Annotated in this window: 17 protein-coding genes and 1 tRNA gene; 12 read left to right on the forward strand and 6 right to left on the reverse strand. The window is 70.2% G+C overall.

Annotated features, from left to right (window positions below; genetic code table 11):
* Positions 1 to 58: 58 nt before the first annotated feature.
* Positions 59 to 841, reverse strand: a complete 783-nt coding sequence (locus ACFU7D_RS12875) for a PE-PPE domain-containing protein (RefSeq protein ID WP_378867562.1) — start codon at positions 839 to 841, stop codon at positions 59 to 61.
* 182 nt (positions 842 to 1023) lie between these two features.
* Here ACFU7D_RS12875 and ACFU7D_RS12880 point away from each other — a divergent pair, with 182 nt between their 5' ends.
* The 7 genes from ACFU7D_RS12880 to ACFU7D_RS12910 all read left to right on the forward strand — a co-directional run bounded on the left by ACFU7D_RS12880 (position 1024) and on the right by ACFU7D_RS12910 (position 7043).
* Positions 1024 to 2205 (forward strand): M24 family metallopeptidase, encoded by a 1182-nt coding sequence (locus ACFU7D_RS12880; RefSeq protein WP_378867564.1) that lies wholly within the window; start codon positions 1024 to 1026, stop codon positions 2203 to 2205.
* A 22-nt stretch (positions 2206 to 2227) separates the two neighbouring features.
* Positions 2228 to 3433 (forward strand): PLP-dependent aminotransferase family protein, encoded by a 1206-nt coding sequence (locus ACFU7D_RS12885; protein WP_378867566.1) that lies wholly within the window; start codon positions 2228 to 2230, stop codon positions 3431 to 3433.
* Positions 3430 to 4593: a M20 family metallopeptidase gene (locus ACFU7D_RS12890; RefSeq protein WP_378867568.1), complete on the forward strand. Its 1164-nt coding sequence runs from the start codon at positions 3430 to 3432 to the stop codon at positions 4591 to 4593. The genes ACFU7D_RS12885 and ACFU7D_RS12890 overlap by 4 nt, the downstream gene beginning before the upstream one ends.
* Complete coding sequence (locus ACFU7D_RS12895) at positions 4590 to 5114, forward strand: hypothetical protein (protein WP_378867570.1); 525 nt, start codon at positions 4590 to 4592, stop codon at positions 5112 to 5114. Before ACFU7D_RS12890 ends, ACFU7D_RS12895 begins: the two co-directional genes overlap by 4 nt.
* Positions 5098 to 5832, forward strand: coding sequence for a VIT family protein (locus ACFU7D_RS12900; protein WP_378867572.1), 735 nt, complete (start codon positions 5098 to 5100; stop codon positions 5830 to 5832). The genes ACFU7D_RS12895 and ACFU7D_RS12900 overlap by 17 nt, the downstream gene beginning before the upstream one ends.
* 33 nt (positions 5833 to 5865) lie before the next feature.
* The gene (thpR, locus tag ACFU7D_RS12905) at positions 5866 to 6426 is read left to right on the forward strand and encodes an RNA 2',3'-cyclic phosphodiesterase (protein WP_378867574.1); all 561 of its coding nucleotides are present in this window, start codon (positions 5866 to 5868) and stop codon (positions 6424 to 6426) included.
* Between the two features lie 83 nt (positions 6427 to 6509).
* Entirely contained in the window at positions 6510 to 7043 is a 534-nt protein-coding gene (locus ACFU7D_RS12910; protein ID WP_378867576.1) for a DoxX family protein, read from the forward strand.
* Positions 7044 to 7139: 96 nt separating this feature from the next.
* Here ACFU7D_RS12910 and upp read toward each other — a convergent pair whose 3' ends face one another.
* Entirely contained in the window at positions 7140 to 7781 is a 642-nt protein-coding gene (upp, locus tag ACFU7D_RS12915) for a uracil phosphoribosyltransferase (RefSeq protein WP_378867577.1), read from the reverse strand.
* 82 nt (positions 7782 to 7863) lie between these two features.
* Between upp and ACFU7D_RS12920 the strand changes: the two genes are divergently transcribed.
* The 3 genes from ACFU7D_RS12920 to ACFU7D_RS12930 all read left to right on the forward strand — a co-directional run bounded on the left by ACFU7D_RS12920 (position 7864) and on the right by ACFU7D_RS12930 (position 8968).
* Complete coding sequence (locus ACFU7D_RS12920; protein WP_160026513.1) at positions 7864 to 8376, forward strand: tRNA adenosine deaminase-associated protein; 513 nt, start codon at positions 7864 to 7866, stop codon at positions 8374 to 8376.
* Between the two features lie 26 nt (positions 8377 to 8402).
* Positions 8403 to 8870 (forward strand): nucleoside deaminase, encoded by a 468-nt coding sequence (locus ACFU7D_RS12925; protein ID WP_378867614.1) that lies wholly within the window; start codon positions 8403 to 8405, stop codon positions 8868 to 8870.
* Positions 8871 to 8880: 10 nt separating this feature from the next.
* Positions 8881 to 8968: transfer RNA gene (locus ACFU7D_RS12930), tRNA-Ser, on the forward strand.
* Positions 8969 to 9012: 44 nt separating this feature from the next.
* Here the strand turns inward: ACFU7D_RS12930 and ACFU7D_RS12935 are convergent.
* From ACFU7D_RS12935 to ACFU7D_RS12950, 4 genes are all read right to left on the reverse strand, one after another.
* Positions 9013 to 9870, reverse strand: coding sequence for a fructosamine kinase family protein (locus ACFU7D_RS12935; RefSeq protein WP_378867579.1), 858 nt, complete (start codon positions 9868 to 9870; stop codon positions 9013 to 9015).
* Positions 9867 to 10340 (reverse strand): low molecular weight protein-tyrosine-phosphatase, encoded by a 474-nt coding sequence (locus ACFU7D_RS12940; RefSeq protein ID WP_378732461.1) that lies wholly within the window; start codon positions 10338 to 10340, stop codon positions 9867 to 9869. The genes ACFU7D_RS12935 and ACFU7D_RS12940 overlap by 4 nt, the downstream gene beginning before the upstream one ends.
* Positions 10341 to 10394: 54 nt before the next feature.
* Entirely contained in the window at positions 10395 to 10787 is a 393-nt protein-coding gene (locus ACFU7D_RS12945) for a phage holin family protein (protein ID WP_378732463.1), read from the reverse strand.
* A gap of 76 nt (positions 10788 to 10863) precedes the next feature.
* Complete coding sequence (locus ACFU7D_RS12950) at positions 10864 to 11535, reverse strand: GntR family transcriptional regulator (RefSeq protein WP_378732465.1); 672 nt, start codon at positions 11533 to 11535, stop codon at positions 10864 to 10866.
* A 124-nt stretch (positions 11536 to 11659) separates the two neighbouring features.
* Here ACFU7D_RS12950 and ACFU7D_RS12955 point away from each other — a divergent pair, with 124 nt between their 5' ends.
* Both ACFU7D_RS12955 and hisC read left to right on the forward strand, forming a co-directional pair.
* The gene (locus ACFU7D_RS12955) at positions 11660 to 12559 is read left to right on the forward strand and encodes a dimethylarginine dimethylaminohydrolase family protein (protein WP_378867582.1); all 900 of its coding nucleotides are present in this window, start codon (positions 11660 to 11662) and stop codon (positions 12557 to 12559) included.
* Positions 12560 to 12570: 11 nt separating this feature from the next.
* Positions 12571 to 13650 carry a histidinol-phosphate transaminase gene (gene hisC, locus ACFU7D_RS12960; RefSeq protein ID WP_378867584.1) on the forward strand — a complete coding sequence of 360 codons (1080 nt, stop codon included), beginning with the start codon at positions 12571 to 12573 and terminating at the stop codon, positions 13648 to 13650.
* Positions 13651 to 13689 lie beyond the last annotated feature (39 nt).

A 13689-nucleotide genomic window follows, 5' to 3' on the forward strand; every position in this document is an offset into this window, starting at 1 on the left:
CTCCACGGAGAGGCCGCCCGCGGTCGTTGGTGCGTCAGCTCGGTGCTGGGTGCCTCGGTCAGGCCGGGTGCGGCGGCCTGCAGTCCTGTCGGCCCAGTCGGTGGGCGTTGTTGATGTAGACGCCGTCGGCGATCGAGTCGCCCATGATCGAGCGGTGGTCGGTCGGCCGGTCCCACTGGTAGCACCAGTGCTGGGCGAAGTAGCCGCCCAGGCCCGCACCCGACGGCGCGTCGAAGTTGCAGATGCCGTCGGTTTCGATGCAGTACCGGGTGTACGGGATGCCGCCGAAGTCGGAGCGTCCCGCGCCGGGGGAGACCCAGCCGGTGAACGGCACGCCGGCGCCGGCCGGCACGACCGCGCCGATGCCGGCGCCGGCCGGACCGGCGGGCTGCATCGGGTCGGCGTACAGCTTGGCCTGGAACCGCGACTTGTCCACGCCGGGCACCAGGCCGTCGACGAGGTCGTTGAGGACCAGGTTGGCGACGATCGCGCCCTGGGAGTAGCCGACCACGACGTAGGTGGAGTCAGGGCTGTAGTTGGCCCGGATCAGGTCGATCGCGTTTCGTCGGCCGATCTGGACGCTCTCGTTCATCGGTGTCTGGTCGGGGCACGAGGTGCCCTGGCCGCCGGCGGGATAGTGGACTCGCAGGGGGATCCCGCCGCGCAGCCATTCGTCGCGGTAGACGGTCGCGGGGCCGTCGCAGGTGCCGCCGATCAGCACGTAGTAGGTGGCGCCGTCGACCGCTGAGGCCGGTGGTGCCGAGGTGACTGCGCCGGGCACGGCCGCTGCCACGGCGCCCAGGAACAGGATGAGACTGCGAATGAATCGTCTGCTGGACATGTGTTCTCCCGAGATGGTTTCCGGGGACACCCGTGGTCGGGATCCCGGCGTACGCGTATAGCGCATCACATACGGACGTTTCGTACTGCGAAGTCTGGAATCGTCATTTCCTCGGTCTGTCTATTGTCAACAATCGGCGTATTCGGTCACGATGGCCGGGTGGCTGGAACGGTGTTGGCGTGGTGAGCGTCTTCGGCCCCGAGGAGTTCGCGGAGCGGCTGGGGAAGGTGCAGCGGCGGATGGCGGAGCGGGGCTGGTCGGCGCTGGTGGTCGCGGACCCGGCGAACCTCTACTACCTGACCGGCTACAACGCCTGGTCGTTCTACGTGCCGCAGTGTGCGGTGGTGCCGGCTCGCGGTGAACCGCACCTGTTCCTGCGGGCGATGGACGCGCACGGGGCCGCGCACACGGCGGTGCTGCCACAGGAGCGGATCCACGCCTACCCGGAGGAGCTGGTCCACCGGCCCGACATCCATCCCTACGACCACATCGCCGCGACGGCGCGGGAGCTAAATCTATTTGTCGACAGTCCCGACGCGGTCGTCGCGATGGAGCTCGACGCCCACTACCTGTCGGTGCGCGGGTTCCTGGCGGTGCACTGCGCCCTTCCGCACACACGGATCGTCGACAGCGAGGAGCTGGTCAACTGGGTGCGCCTGGTGAAGTCGCGGGCCGAGCAGGAGGAGATGCGGGCCGCGGGCGAGGTCGCCCAGCGGGCGATGGCCGCGGCGCTGGAGGGGGTCCGGTCGGGTCGGCGCGAGTGTGACGTCGTGGCCGACATCCAGGCGGCGCAGACGGTCAGCGTCGGCGGAGTCGGCGGCGACTACCCGGCCCTGGTCCCGCTGCTGCCGACCGGCGACAGCGCCGACACACCCCACCTGACCTGGACCGACAGGGTGCTTCGGCGCGGCGAGGCGACCACGGTCGAGCTCGCCGGCGTACGCAACCGCTACCACGCCCCGCTCGCTCGCACGGTCTGCCTCGGGCCGCCCTCGGCCAAGCTGCTCGACTGCGCCGCCGCGACCGCCGAGGGCATGGAGGCCGCGCTCGGATCGATGAAGCCGGGGGCGGCGGGGGCCGACGTACATGCCGCCTTCACGCGGGTGATCGCCGCCCATGGGCTCACCAAGGAGTCGCGCATCGGGTACTCGATCGGGATCGGCTTCCCGCCCGACTGGGGCGAGCGGACCGTCAGCCTCCGGGCCGGGGAGGAGACGGTTCTCGAGCCCGGGATGGCCTTCCACGTGATCCTCGGGATGTGGATGGACGGCTGGGCCTACGAGCTCTCCGAGTCGGTCCTGGTCACCGAGCACCTGCCCGAGCCGCTGACCTCGATGCCGCGTCAGCTGATCGTCAACGAGTAGTACACCAAGGAGGAAGTGTCGAATGTCGACAATCCACGCAGACGCCCGGCTGCCGCTGGCAGCACGCAGCGAGCACCTGGTCGGTTCGGTGATCGACTCCAGTACCTCGCTGCTGGCCCAGCAGTCCCACGACATCGTCCGCCTCGCCATGGGCAGCCCGGCCCAGGACGCGATCCCGGCGGCCGCGCTGGCCGAGGTGCCGCTGGAACCGCACGCCTTCGACTATGCCGCGACCGAGGGCGACCCGGCGCTGCGCGAGGCGTTGCTGGCCCAGCTCGCCGGCACCAGCGACGAGAGCGCGCCGGGCCGGCTGACGATCACGTCCGGCGGGATGCAGGGCCTCGACCTCGTCCACAAGCTCTTCACCGACCCCGGCGACCTGGTCGTCGTCGAGGCGCCGACCTACACCAACGGCAGCGCGACCGCACTCTCCTACTCGGCCGACCTCCTCGAGATCCCGGTCGACGAGGACGGCCTCGACGTGGAGCGCCTGGAGGCAGAGGTACGCCGCACCGGCCGCCGGCCGAAGTCGATCTACGCCATCCCGACCTTCCAGAACCCGTCCGGGGCGACTCTGTCGCTCGAGCGCCGGATCAGGCTCGTCGAGCTCGCTCACGAGTGGGGCTCGATCCTCATCGACGACGACCCCTACGGACTGCTGCGGTTCGACGGCGACCCGCTGCCGACGCTGCACGAGCTGGCGGAGGGGGACCCCCTGGTCTTCTCGGTGCGCACCTTCTCCAAGACCGTCGCCCCGGGGCTGCGGGTCGGCTGGGTCGACGCCGACCCGTCGTTGGGCCGGTTGCTGATCAACGCCAAGCAGGCGATGGACACCTGCACCAACCTGCCGGCACAGCGCCAGCTCGCCGGGTTCCTCGACTCCGGCGGGTTCGACGCTCACGTGACCGATCAGCGGATTGTCTACAAGGAGCGGAAGGAGGCGATGCGCGCGGCGCTGACCGAGCACTTCGACGGTGAGGCGACCTGGACCGATCCGGACGGCGGCTTCTTCCTGTGGGTGACCTTCGGGTCGTCCGTCGACACCACGGCGCTGTTCGAGGTCGCGTTGGCGGAGGGTGTCGCGGTCATCCCGGGCAACGCGTTCTCGCCGGGCGGGCTCTTCCCGCACGCCGTACGCCTCTGCTTCGCCTCCACGCCACCGGGCCGGATCGCCGAGGGCATCGCCCGGCTCCGGCGCGCGGTCGACCGACTCCAGGAGGGACGTTGACGGCCGCGCCGGTCGATGCCGACGAGGTGGTCGCGCTCGCTCAGCGGCTGGTGCGGGCCCGCGGTCAGAACCCACCGGGGGAGGAGGCCGCGACGGTCGCGGTGCTCGCCGAGGAGTGTCGTCGGCGCGGGTTCGAGGTCACCCTCGACGAGGTCGCACCCGGCCGCGCGAACCTGATCGCACGGGTCGGCGGCGGGTCCGGGCCCGGGCTCCTGATCGTGAGCCACTCCGACGTGGTGCCTCCCGGTGATGGCTGGAGCGGCGACCCGTTCTCCGGTGACGTACGCGACGGGCGGCTGCACGGGCGAGGCAGCGCTGACACCAAGGGCGGCCTGGCGGCGGCGATCGTCGCATTGTCCACAGTCGACAATGTCGACCAGGCGTCGATCACCTTGGCCGTCCTTGTCGACGAGGAGGAGCTCGGCCTCGGCATCCGCCACCTCGTTCGCGATTTATCGACAAATAGCCACACGGCCTGCGTGGTCATCGAGCCGACGAGCCTGCAGCCGGTGATCGCGGCCCGCGGCGACGCCTACCTGGAGATCACCCTCACCGGACTGGCCGCCCATTCCGGCAACCCGTCCGACGGCCGCAACGCGATCCACGGCATGGCCCACGTGGTGGCCGAGATCGAGCGCTGGCACGACGAGCTGGCCGCGAGCCGACACCCGCTGTGCGGCCCGGCCGGCTGGAGCGTCGGCACCATCGAGGGCGGTCAGGCGACCTCGACGGTCGCCGCACACTGCCGGATCACCGCGGACCGCCGCCTGCTTCCGGGCGAGTCGGCGCAGGACGTACGGCTGGAGGTCGAGAGACGCCTGGAGGCCCTCGGCCTCGCCGACCGCGGCCTCACCCTCGACGTACGGATGACGATGAACATGCCAGGCTTCGAAACCTCGGGAGACGACCCGATCGTCGACGATGTCGCCGCCGCGCTGACGGCGGCCGGCGCACCCTCGCCGACCCCCACCGGCTGGACCGCGGCCTGCGACGGCGGTTTCGTCGCGAGCGCCGGCATCCCGGTCGTCGTGCTCGGCCCCGGCTCCGTCGCCGATCAGGCCCACCGGCCCGACGAGAGCGTCGAGGTTGCCGACCTGGTCACCGCCGCCCGCGTCTATGCCGATCTGCTCGCTCGGCATGTGCGAGAGTTCCCCGCGTGACTCTCGGACGCAACGAACCCAGGACCGAAGACGTACCCAAGGTCATGACCCCCACCGACGACAACACCGACCGGACCGAACCCAAGACCCGCCGCGCGGCGTACGTCCTGCCCGTTCTGGCGCTGATGTTGGCCCCGATGCTGGGCCTGATGTTGGCCGGATGTGGCTCCGAGGCGACCGATCCAGGCGCTAACGTGTCTGACGTGCCCACCTCATCCAGCCCGACGCCCGCCGAGGACCCGAACGTCGCCGCCGCGATCGCCGACCTGGCCGAGCGGCAGGGGGTGAAGAGCGAGGAGATCACCGTCGTCTCCAACGACCAGGTGACCTGGCGCGACGGCAGCCTCGGCTGCCCGGAGCCCGGGAAGATGTACACGATGGTCCTGACCGACGGCGTCCGTGTCGTGCTCGAGACCGCGGGGAAGACCTACGAGTATCACGGCGGCAAGACCGGGCCTGTCCGCTTCTGCGAGAACCCCCAGGAGCCGGTCCCCGGGGGCAGCAGTGACGCTCCCCAGTGAGGGTGCCCACGCCGGCCACGGAGACGCCGAGGAGCGGGCCGAGGGCCTGAAGAACCGGCTCAACTGGCTGCGCGCGGGCGTCCTCGGCGCCAACGACGGGATCGTCTCCACCGCCGGTGTGGTGATGGGTGTCGCCGGCGCGACCACCGACGATGCCGCGATCCTCATCGCCGGTGTCGCCGCTCTGGTTGCGGGCGCGATCAGCATGGCTGCGGGGGAGTACGTCTCCGTCTCGACCCAGCGCGACACCGAGGAGTCGCTGATCGCCAAGGAGCGTCGCGAGCTGCGGGAGATGCCCGAGGAGGAGCTGCGCGAGCTGGAGGGGTTCCTGCGCGAGCGGGGGCTGGAGCCTGAGACCGCCGCCGAGGTCGCGGAGCAGCTCACCGATCGCGACGCGCTGCGTGCCCACGCCGTCCTCGAGCTCGGCATCGACGTCGACGATCTCACCTCGCCGTGGTCCGCGGCCTGGGCGTCGATGCTGTCGTTCACCCTCGGTGCGCTGCTACCCCTGCTGTCGATCATGCTTCTCCCGGACAGCGCCCGCATCTGGGGGACCGTCCTCACCGTCACCGCCGCGCTCGCCGTCACCGGCTGGACCAGCGCGCGCCTCGGCTATGCACCACCCGCCCGCGCGGCGCTGCGCAACGTCGCCGGCGGCCTCCTCGCGATGCTGGTGACCTATGTCGTCGGCAACCTGCTCGGCACACAACTCGGGTGAACCTGGCGCCGCAGCCGGGCACAATGGGCCTCGATGAATCGAATGTTCGTGGCGGTGATCCCGCCGGAGTCGGTGATCGAGAATCTCGACGATTTCCTGTCCGTACGCCGCGACGCGGCCCCCTTCCGCTGGTCGACGCCCGACCAGCTCCATCTGACGCTCGCCTTCGCCGAGCACGTCCCCGACCGGTCCCTCGATGACGCGATCGAGCGGCTGGAGACGGCCGCGGGGCGGCGTACGCCCTTCGACCTGACGGTCACCGGCGGCGGCGCCTTCCCCCACGTCGTCGAGGGCAAGGTCCTCTACGCCGGGGTCGAGACCGATGCCGCCGACGAGCTCGACCGGGTCGCCGCCGGCAGCCGGAACGCTCTGGTCAAGGCCGGGGTCGAGGTCGACGGCGGCCGCTTCCGTCCTCACCTGACACTCGCCCGGACCGGCCAGCCGACCGAGCTCAGCAACTGGGTGCGGCTGCTCGATGCCTACCGCGGCCCGACCTGGACCGTCTCCTCCTTCGTGCTGGTCCACTCACGCCTCGGGGAGGGGCCGCGGAAGCGCCCGGCGTACGAGGTCGTAGCAGAGTTTCCCTTCGGTTAAAGGTTGCCCCGGGTGGTACCGGCCACGACCCGCGATCGCTACCGTGTGCGGCTTGTTCTGACCTGACCAGAGGAGAACCGCACATGAGTCGTCGAGTGGGGCGCAACGCCTACACCGGACTTTTCAACGATGTCGTGCTGCTTGCCGCCCGTGTGGTGGTCGGTGGGATCTTCGTCGCGCACGGCTGGCAGAAGTACGACCAGGGCTTCGCCGGCACCGAGCAGTTCCTGGGTGGCCTGGGGGTCCCGGAGCCCGCGCTAGCCGCTCAGATCGCGACCTACGTCGAGCTGGTCGGCGGCGCTCTGCTGGTCGTCGGCCTCTTCGCTCCGATCGCCGGGGTGCTCCTGGCCGCTCAGATGGCCGGCGCGATCTGGTACGCCCACCGCACCACCGAGGTCTTCGTCGACAGGGGCGGCTGGGAGCTCCCGGCAGCGCTCGGTGTCGCCGCCCTCGTGCTCGGTCTGGTCGCCCCCGGCCGGATCACCCTCGACCAGCTCCTCACCTGGCCGTTCAAGGCCGTCGCCGCCAAGCGCGCGGCAGCGAAGGACGAGGCGGCCGAGGCCGAGACCGTGGAGGCCCCGCCGGTCGTCGAGGAGAAGGTGACGATCAAGGCCTGAGCCTCCGCCGCCCGGGTAACACGTTGTTCGTAGGACTACTCGCCCTATGGGAACGACCGGATAGTCCTACGAACGACGTGTTACAGGGCCGCGAGGTCAGCCCGCGACGCCGTAGAGCCGGTCGCCGGCGTCGCCGAGGCCGGGGACGATGTAGCCCTTCTCGTTGAGCTTCTCGTCCATCGCCGCGGTGACGACCCGGACCGGGGCGTCGATACCCTCGAGACCCTTCTCGAGGGCGGCGACGCCCTCCGGCGCGGCGAGGAGCACGACGGCGGTGATGTCGTCGGCGCCGCGCTTGACCAGGAAGTCGATCGCGGCGGCGAGGGTGCCGCCGGTGGCGAGCATCGGGTCGACCACGTAGCACTGACGGCCGGAGAGATCGGCGGGGAGGCGCTCGGCGTACGTCGTCGCCTCGAGGGTCTCCTCGTTGCGGACCATGCCGAGGAAGCCGACCTCAGCGGTCGGCAGCAGCCGGATCATCCCGTCGAGCATCCCGAGACCGGCCCGGAGGATGGGGACGATCAGCGGCTGCGGGTCGGTCAGACGTACGCCCTGGGTCGGAGCGACCGGGGTGACGATGTCGACCGGAGCGACCCGCACGCCACGGGTCGCCTCGTAGGCGAGCAGCGTGACGAGCTCGTCGGCGAGACGACGGAATGTCGACGAGTCGGTCTCTTTGTTGCGAAGCGTGGTGAGCTTGTGGGCGACGAGCGGGTGGTCCACAACGAGGGTCTCCATGGGCTGAACCCTACGATCGGTTCGCCCTGAGGTCACCAATTCCCCCTAGACTCCGGGGCGGTTTCGATGTCACTCTGGTCGTGTGTCTGATCAGCTGGAGCAGATCGAGGGTGTTGACTTCGCCGTCGCGATGTATCGCGAGGACGGCGCCTGGGTCGTGCGCGAACTCGCTCACGACCTCCTGACCGACGTCGAGACTCTGACCCACGCGCTCCACCGCTTCCCGGGCGATGGCGGCGCGATCGCGATGGCGGCGATCGACGAGGACTTCTTCGTGATCGTCCGGGTCCACGGGGCAGCGACCAAGGTGCTGCTCTCCGACGTGACCGCGGCCGACGAGTGGGAGCTGGCGGCGTCGGCCCTCGACGTGCTCGGGCTTCCGCTGCCGGAAGAGGTCGAGGACGAGGAGGAGCCTGATCCCGCCGGTGACCTCGGCATCCTCGCCGACTTCGGGATGAGCGCGGTCGAGATGGGCATGCTGCTCGACGACATGTTCGAGGACGACCTCTACCCCGACGAGACGCTCTCCGAGATCGCCCGGGCGATCGGCTGCGGCGAGGCCTTCGACGACGCCGTCGGCCTCATGCCGGCGTGACCCCAGCCGACCGCTGGGAGGCCCCGATGCGGGCCGCTCTCGATGAGGGTCGTGCTGCACTGAGGACCGGTGACGTGCCGATCGGCGCCGTCGTCGTCGACCCGTCCGGCGTGGTGATCGGGAAGGGCCGCAACGTACGCGAGGCCGAGGCCGACCCCACCGGACATGCCGAGGTGGTCGCGCTGCGCGAGGCGGCCAAGGCGCGTGGCGAGTGGCGCCTGGAGAGCTGCACGCTCGTGGTGACGCTGGAGCCGTGCACGATGTGTGCCGGCGCCGCGGTCCTGGCCAGGGTGGAGCGCATCGTCTTCGGTGCCTTCGACGACAAGGCCGGTGCGGTGGGGTCGCTGTGGGACGTCGTACGCGACCGTCGGCTCAACCACCGGCCCGAGGTCGTCGCCGGGCTGATGGCCGAGGAGCAGCGCGCACTGCTGGAGGACTTCTTCGGATCCCAGCGAGGCGGCCCCGATTTCGGCGAAGACCACCCGAGGTTGTAACTTATTCGGCGGTGACGTGTCCGAGCGGCCGATGGTGCAACACTCGAAATGTTGTGTAGGGCGACCTACCGTGGGTTCAAATCCCACCGTCACCGCCAGTCAGAAAACCCCTGGGTGACCAGGGGTTTTCTGCTTTTCGCGATCAGAGGTAGCGAGCGGCCACCGTGGCGGCGCGGGCGCCGTAGCTGCCGCCGAACATCGCTGCGTGCACGAGCAGCGGGAAGAGCTGGTGGATGCCCTGGCGGTCCTCCCAGCCCTCGGCGAGGGGAGTCGTGTCCTCGTAGGCCGACGTCATCCGCTCCAGATGGGGCAGGCCGAAGAGCGCGAGCATGGCGAGGTCGACCTCCCGGTGGCCGGCGTACGCCGCGGGGTCGATGAGCCAGGCGTCGCCGGTCCGGTCCCAGAGCACGTTGCCGTTCCAGAGGTCGCCGTGGAGCAGGGCCGGCGGCTCCTCCGGGATCAGCGAGGTCAGCTTCCCGACGACCTGCTCGACGCTCTCGGCGCCGGCGGCGTCGATGGCGCCGCGGTCACGGGCGGCCCTGAGGTAGGGGAGCAGGCGGCGTACGGCATAGAACTCGGCCCAGGTGTCCGCGGGCTTGTTGGGCATCGGCAGCCGGCCGATGAACCCGTCCCTGTCGGCCCCGAAACCCGAGACCGGGGTGCTGTGGAGGCGCGCGAGCGCGCGGCCGAGCTCCTCGGCGGTCTCGGCGTTGGGACGTCCGGGCTCGATCCAGCGCAGGACCAGACAGTCGGGCTCGGCGGCGAGGACCTCGGGGACCTTCACCGCCCCGGACTCGTCGAGCCGGCGCAGCCCGCGGGCCTCGGCGGCGACGAAGTCGTCACGCGGTGGGGAGAGAGCCTTCATCAGCACCAGCGAGCCGTCACTGAGCCGGATCTTGGTGGCCGTCGAGATGTCACCGCCCGCGACCGGAGATGTGCTCACCACCGCCGCCCCGAGCAGCTGCTCGGCGCGACGGGCGACCGCGGGCTGACGGGTCACGAACCGGGCCTCGCCGCGGCTGGGTTGACGGATAGGGATGCCACGATCGCATCACTCGTACGCTCCACCATCGACAGCACCTCCCGGAACCCCTCGGCACCACCGTAATAGGGATCGGGTACGTCCCCGGGTCCTTCGGGATCGAAATCACGGAACATCCGCAGTCCGCTCTCCGGTGCCTGACCAGCCAGATCGGCCAGATTGTCGGCATCCATCGCGAGCACGAGGTCGTACGTCTCGGGGTCCCCGACCGGCCACTGCCGGGCCCGGTGGCGCTCGGGGTCGTAGCCCGCCTCGAGCAGCGTCGCGGCCGCCCGGCGGTCCATCTTGTCGCCCGCGTGCCAGCCGCCCGTGCCTGCCGAGACGAGCTCGACCCCGTCGAGCCCGGCAGCGTCGAGACGATCCCGCAGCACCACCTCCGCCATCGGGGAACGGCAGATGTTGCCCAGGCAGACGACCGCGATCTTCATGGCCCGAGTTTTACATTTCGGCCAAGAACGCGTGGCAGGTCTGGAATCTGGACCTCACCCGTCGCTCTCCGGCCACACCCGGTCGACGCCCCAGCCGACGATCGAGATGATGATGCCGCCGAGGACCGCCGCCCAGAACCCGTCGACGTGGAAACCCACCCCGGTCGGGCCGAGGATCCACGCGGTCAGGCCGAGCATCGCCGCGTTGATCACCAGCAGGAGCAGGCCCAGGGTGAGCAGGATGAACGGGAACGCGAAGAAGGTCACGATCGGCTTGACGAAGGACGACACCAGGCCGAGTACGAGGGCGACGATCAGCAGCGGGAGCAGCTTGTGCTTGACCTCCTCCATGCCGCTGGTCGGGCCGTCGAAGTAGATTCCGCCGACGAGCCAGGTAGCCACGGCCAGAGCGATGGCGTTGGTGATGAGCCAGGTCACGATGCGCATGTTCGTGAGTGTGGCAGGCTCCGAGCGACGTACATAAGGGGCGCGCGCGAGGTGTGGCGACTGTGTTACCCCGGGGTCACCGCTCCAGGCGGAGCGCCTTGCAGATGGCGTGGGCGGCGTCGGCGAGGTGCTTCTGCAGGAACTGCTCGGCGTCGTGGATGCGGTCGGCGTCGAGGAGGCGGACGAGGGCCGCGTGGTCCTCGGCCTGGTCGTGGGCGTTACGGCGGATGCGGTCGACCTGGGCGAGCGAGAGCTTGAGCTCGAGGACCAGATGCTCCTGCATCGCCACCAGGCGCGGCGACCCGGTGAGGGACACCAGCGAGAGATGGAAGGCGAGGTGGCGCTCGTTGAGCTCGCGGTAGGTCGCGCGCTCCGAGTGGACCGCCGTGATGTACGCATCGAGCGACTCGTGCACGGCCCGGCGGGCCTCGTCGGTGGCGTCGCGCCAGTTGCGTACCCCGGCGCCCTCGAGCACCCAGCGGGCGGCGCAGACGTCACGGACCGAGGCGGCCTCGGGGGTGGCCACGGCGACCCCCTTGTTGGGGGCGCGGGTGGCCAGGCCCTCGGCGACCAGGATGGTCAGCGCCTCGCGCACCGTGGAGCGGCCGACGCCGAGCGACTCGGCGAGACCGTGCTCGCGCAGCGGGGTGCCCGACTCCAGCTCCCCCTCGAACACCGCCCGGCGGAGCTCGTCGGCGACACGGTCGACCGTCGATGCGGGTTCGTCCAGGGTGAGCGACTCGAACATGGACCCATTGTCCTATCTGCGCTGTCTTCCGGTGAGCAGCGTTCGTGCTCTAACCTATCTGCACGAGATTGTCTGACAATCAGTCAATCAGGCAATCGGACGATCAGACCTGAGAGGGGTACGAGTGAGCACATCGCTGAGCTGGGGCCGTCACTACCTGATGACCGAGCCGACGCACTACCGCATCGACTACGCCATCAACCCGTTCATGGACACCGAGATCCAGCCGGATCCGGTCCGTGCTCGCACACAGTGGGACACCCTGAAGGCGACCATCGAGGAGCTCGGTGGCCGCGTCGATGTCATCGCGCCGCGCGCGGACAGCCCCGACATGGTCTACGCGATGAACCTCGGCTTCGCGGCCACCCTCCCCGACGGAGCGGACAGCCGCCGCCACGTGCTCCTCTCCCACATGCGCTTCCCCGAGCGCCGCAACGAGACCAACTCCGCGGTCGAGTGGTTCGCCACGAACGGCTGGGGGACGGCGTACGTCGGCAAGGACGGGGTCGGACCGACCTTCGAGGCGGGTGACGTCTTCCCGTTCGCCGGCCACCTGGTCGCCGGCACCGGGCCGCGCACCGACGAGATGGCGCTGAAGACCCTGGCGACCGAGATGGGCGTGCGCGTCCTGGGCGTACGGACGACCCACTCCGGGATGTACCACCTCGACCTGGCCTTCTGCCCGCTCGACGAGCGTCGCGCGATCATCTGCCCGGACGCACTGGCTCCCGAGTCGGCGCAGGCCCTGGTCGACCTGGTCCCCGAGCCGCTGTTCATCACCGAGGAGGAGGCGCTCAGCACGTTCGCCGCCAACTCGATCGTGATCGGTCGCACCATCGTGATGCCGGCCTGCCCGGACCGCATCCGGCCGATCCTCGAGGGCTGGGGCTTCACGATCCGGATCGTCGAGATGAGCGAGCTCCACCTCGGTGGCGGGTCCGTCCGCTGCGTCACGAACCCGCTCGACATCGTCGTCGGTCGCGACGTCCCCGTGGTTTACGGCGGCGAGGTCATCCCGACCTAGGATCTCACGATATGAGCACCCCACAGCCCCGTCCCAGTGTTGCCGCTATGCCTGCGTACGTCGCGGGCAAGCCGCCGGTCGAGCGGCCCGGCCTGGTGACCTACAAGCTCTCCTCGAACGAGAACCCGTTCGAGCCCCTCGGCGGCGTCCTCGAGGTCGCCGCCGAGGCGGCGGGGCGGGTCAACCGTTACCCCGACGCGGGCAGCACCGAGCTCTACGACGCGCTCGCCAAGGCCTATGGCGTGCCCGCCGAGGAGCTCGCGCTGTCGACGGGGGCTGTGGCGCTGATCTTCCAGCTGGTCTCGGCCTACTGCGGTCCCGAGGACGAGGTCGTGTTCGCCTGGCGCAGCTTCGAGGCCTACCCGATCGCGGTCCTGGCCGCTGGTGCGACCGCCGTGAAGGTGCCGGTCACCGGGGATGGTCATCACGACCTCGACGCGATGGCGGCGGCCGTCACCGAGCGTACGAAGGTCGTCTTCGTCTGCACCCCCAACAACCCCACCGGCACCTCGGTCACCCAGGCCGAGCTCGACGCCTTCCTCGCGAAGGTGCCTGAGCACGTGCTGGTCGTGGTCGACGAGGCCTACGCCGAGTTCGTGCGCATGGACGACGCCGTCGACGGCATCGCCACCTACCGCGGCCGGTCGAACGTGGTCGTGCTGCGTACGTTCTCCAAGGCCTACGGGCTGGCCGGCTTCCGGGTCGGCTACGCCTTCGCCCCCGCGCCGATCGCCGCCACCCTGCGGGCGATGGCGCTGCCCTTCGGCGTCAACGTGGTCGCCCAGGCCGCCGGTGTCGCCTCGCTCGAGCGGCAGGCCGAGCTGCTGGCGCGCGTCGAGGACGTGGTGACCGAGCGGGCCCGCGTGGTCGAGGGCGTCCGAGCCGCCGGCTGGGACATCCCCGACGCGCAGGGCAACTTCGTCTGGTTCGCCTTCGGCTCCGGCGAGCGCTGCGCCGAGTTCGCCGCGGCCGCCGACGAGGTCGGCCTGATGGTCCGGCCCTACCCGCCCGAGGGCGTACGTGTCTCGATCGGCGAGGCCGAGGCCAACACCCGCCTCATCGAGCTCGCGGGGTCGTTCCCGAAGGGCTGAGGAAGCCGGGCGCTGCCCGGCCGAAATAGCAGAGGTCCA

The organism is Nocardioides sp. NPDC057577, from assembly GCF_042801335.1.
Classification (GTDB): domain Bacteria; phylum Actinomycetota; class Actinomycetes; order Propionibacteriales; family Nocardioidaceae; genus Nocardioides.

Excerpts from the sequence above, each read along its gene's own strand:
- hisC (WP_378867584.1), top strand. The coding sequence starts at position 12,571 with ATGAGCACCCCACAGCCCCGTCCCAGTGTTGCCGCTATGCCTGCGTAC.
- ACFU7D_RS12940 (WP_378732461.1), bottom strand. The coding sequence starts at position 10,340 with ATGAAGATCGCGGTCGTCTGCCTGGGCAACATCTGCCGTTCCCCGATG.
- ACFU7D_RS12950 (WP_378732465.1), bottom strand. The coding sequence starts at position 11,535 with ATGTTCGAGTCGCTCACCCTGGACGAACCCGCATCGACGGTCGACCGT.
- ACFU7D_RS12885 (WP_378867566.1), top strand. The coding sequence starts at position 2,228 with ATGTCGACAATCCACGCAGACGCCCGGCTGCCGCTGGCAGCACGCAGC.
- ACFU7D_RS12875 (WP_378867562.1), bottom strand. The coding sequence starts at position 841 with ATGTCCAGCAGACGATTCATTCGCAGTCTCATCCTGTTCCTGGGCGCC.
- upp (WP_378867577.1), bottom strand. The coding sequence starts at position 7,781 with ATGGAGACCCTCGTTGTGGACCACCCGCTCGTCGCCCACAAGCTCACC.
- ACFU7D_RS12910 (WP_378867576.1), top strand. The coding sequence starts at position 6,510 with ATGAGTCGTCGAGTGGGGCGCAACGCCTACACCGGACTTTTCAACGAT.
- thpR (WP_378867574.1), top strand. The coding sequence starts at position 5,866 with ATGAATCGAATGTTCGTGGCGGTGATCCCGCCGGAGTCGGTGATCGAG.
- ACFU7D_RS12945 (WP_378732463.1), bottom strand. The coding sequence starts at position 10,787 with ATGCGCATCGTGACCTGGCTCATCACCAACGCCATCGCTCTGGCCGTG.
- ACFU7D_RS12925 (WP_378867614.1), top strand. The coding sequence starts at position 8,403 with ATGCGGGCCGCTCTCGATGAGGGTCGTGCTGCACTGAGGACCGGTGAC.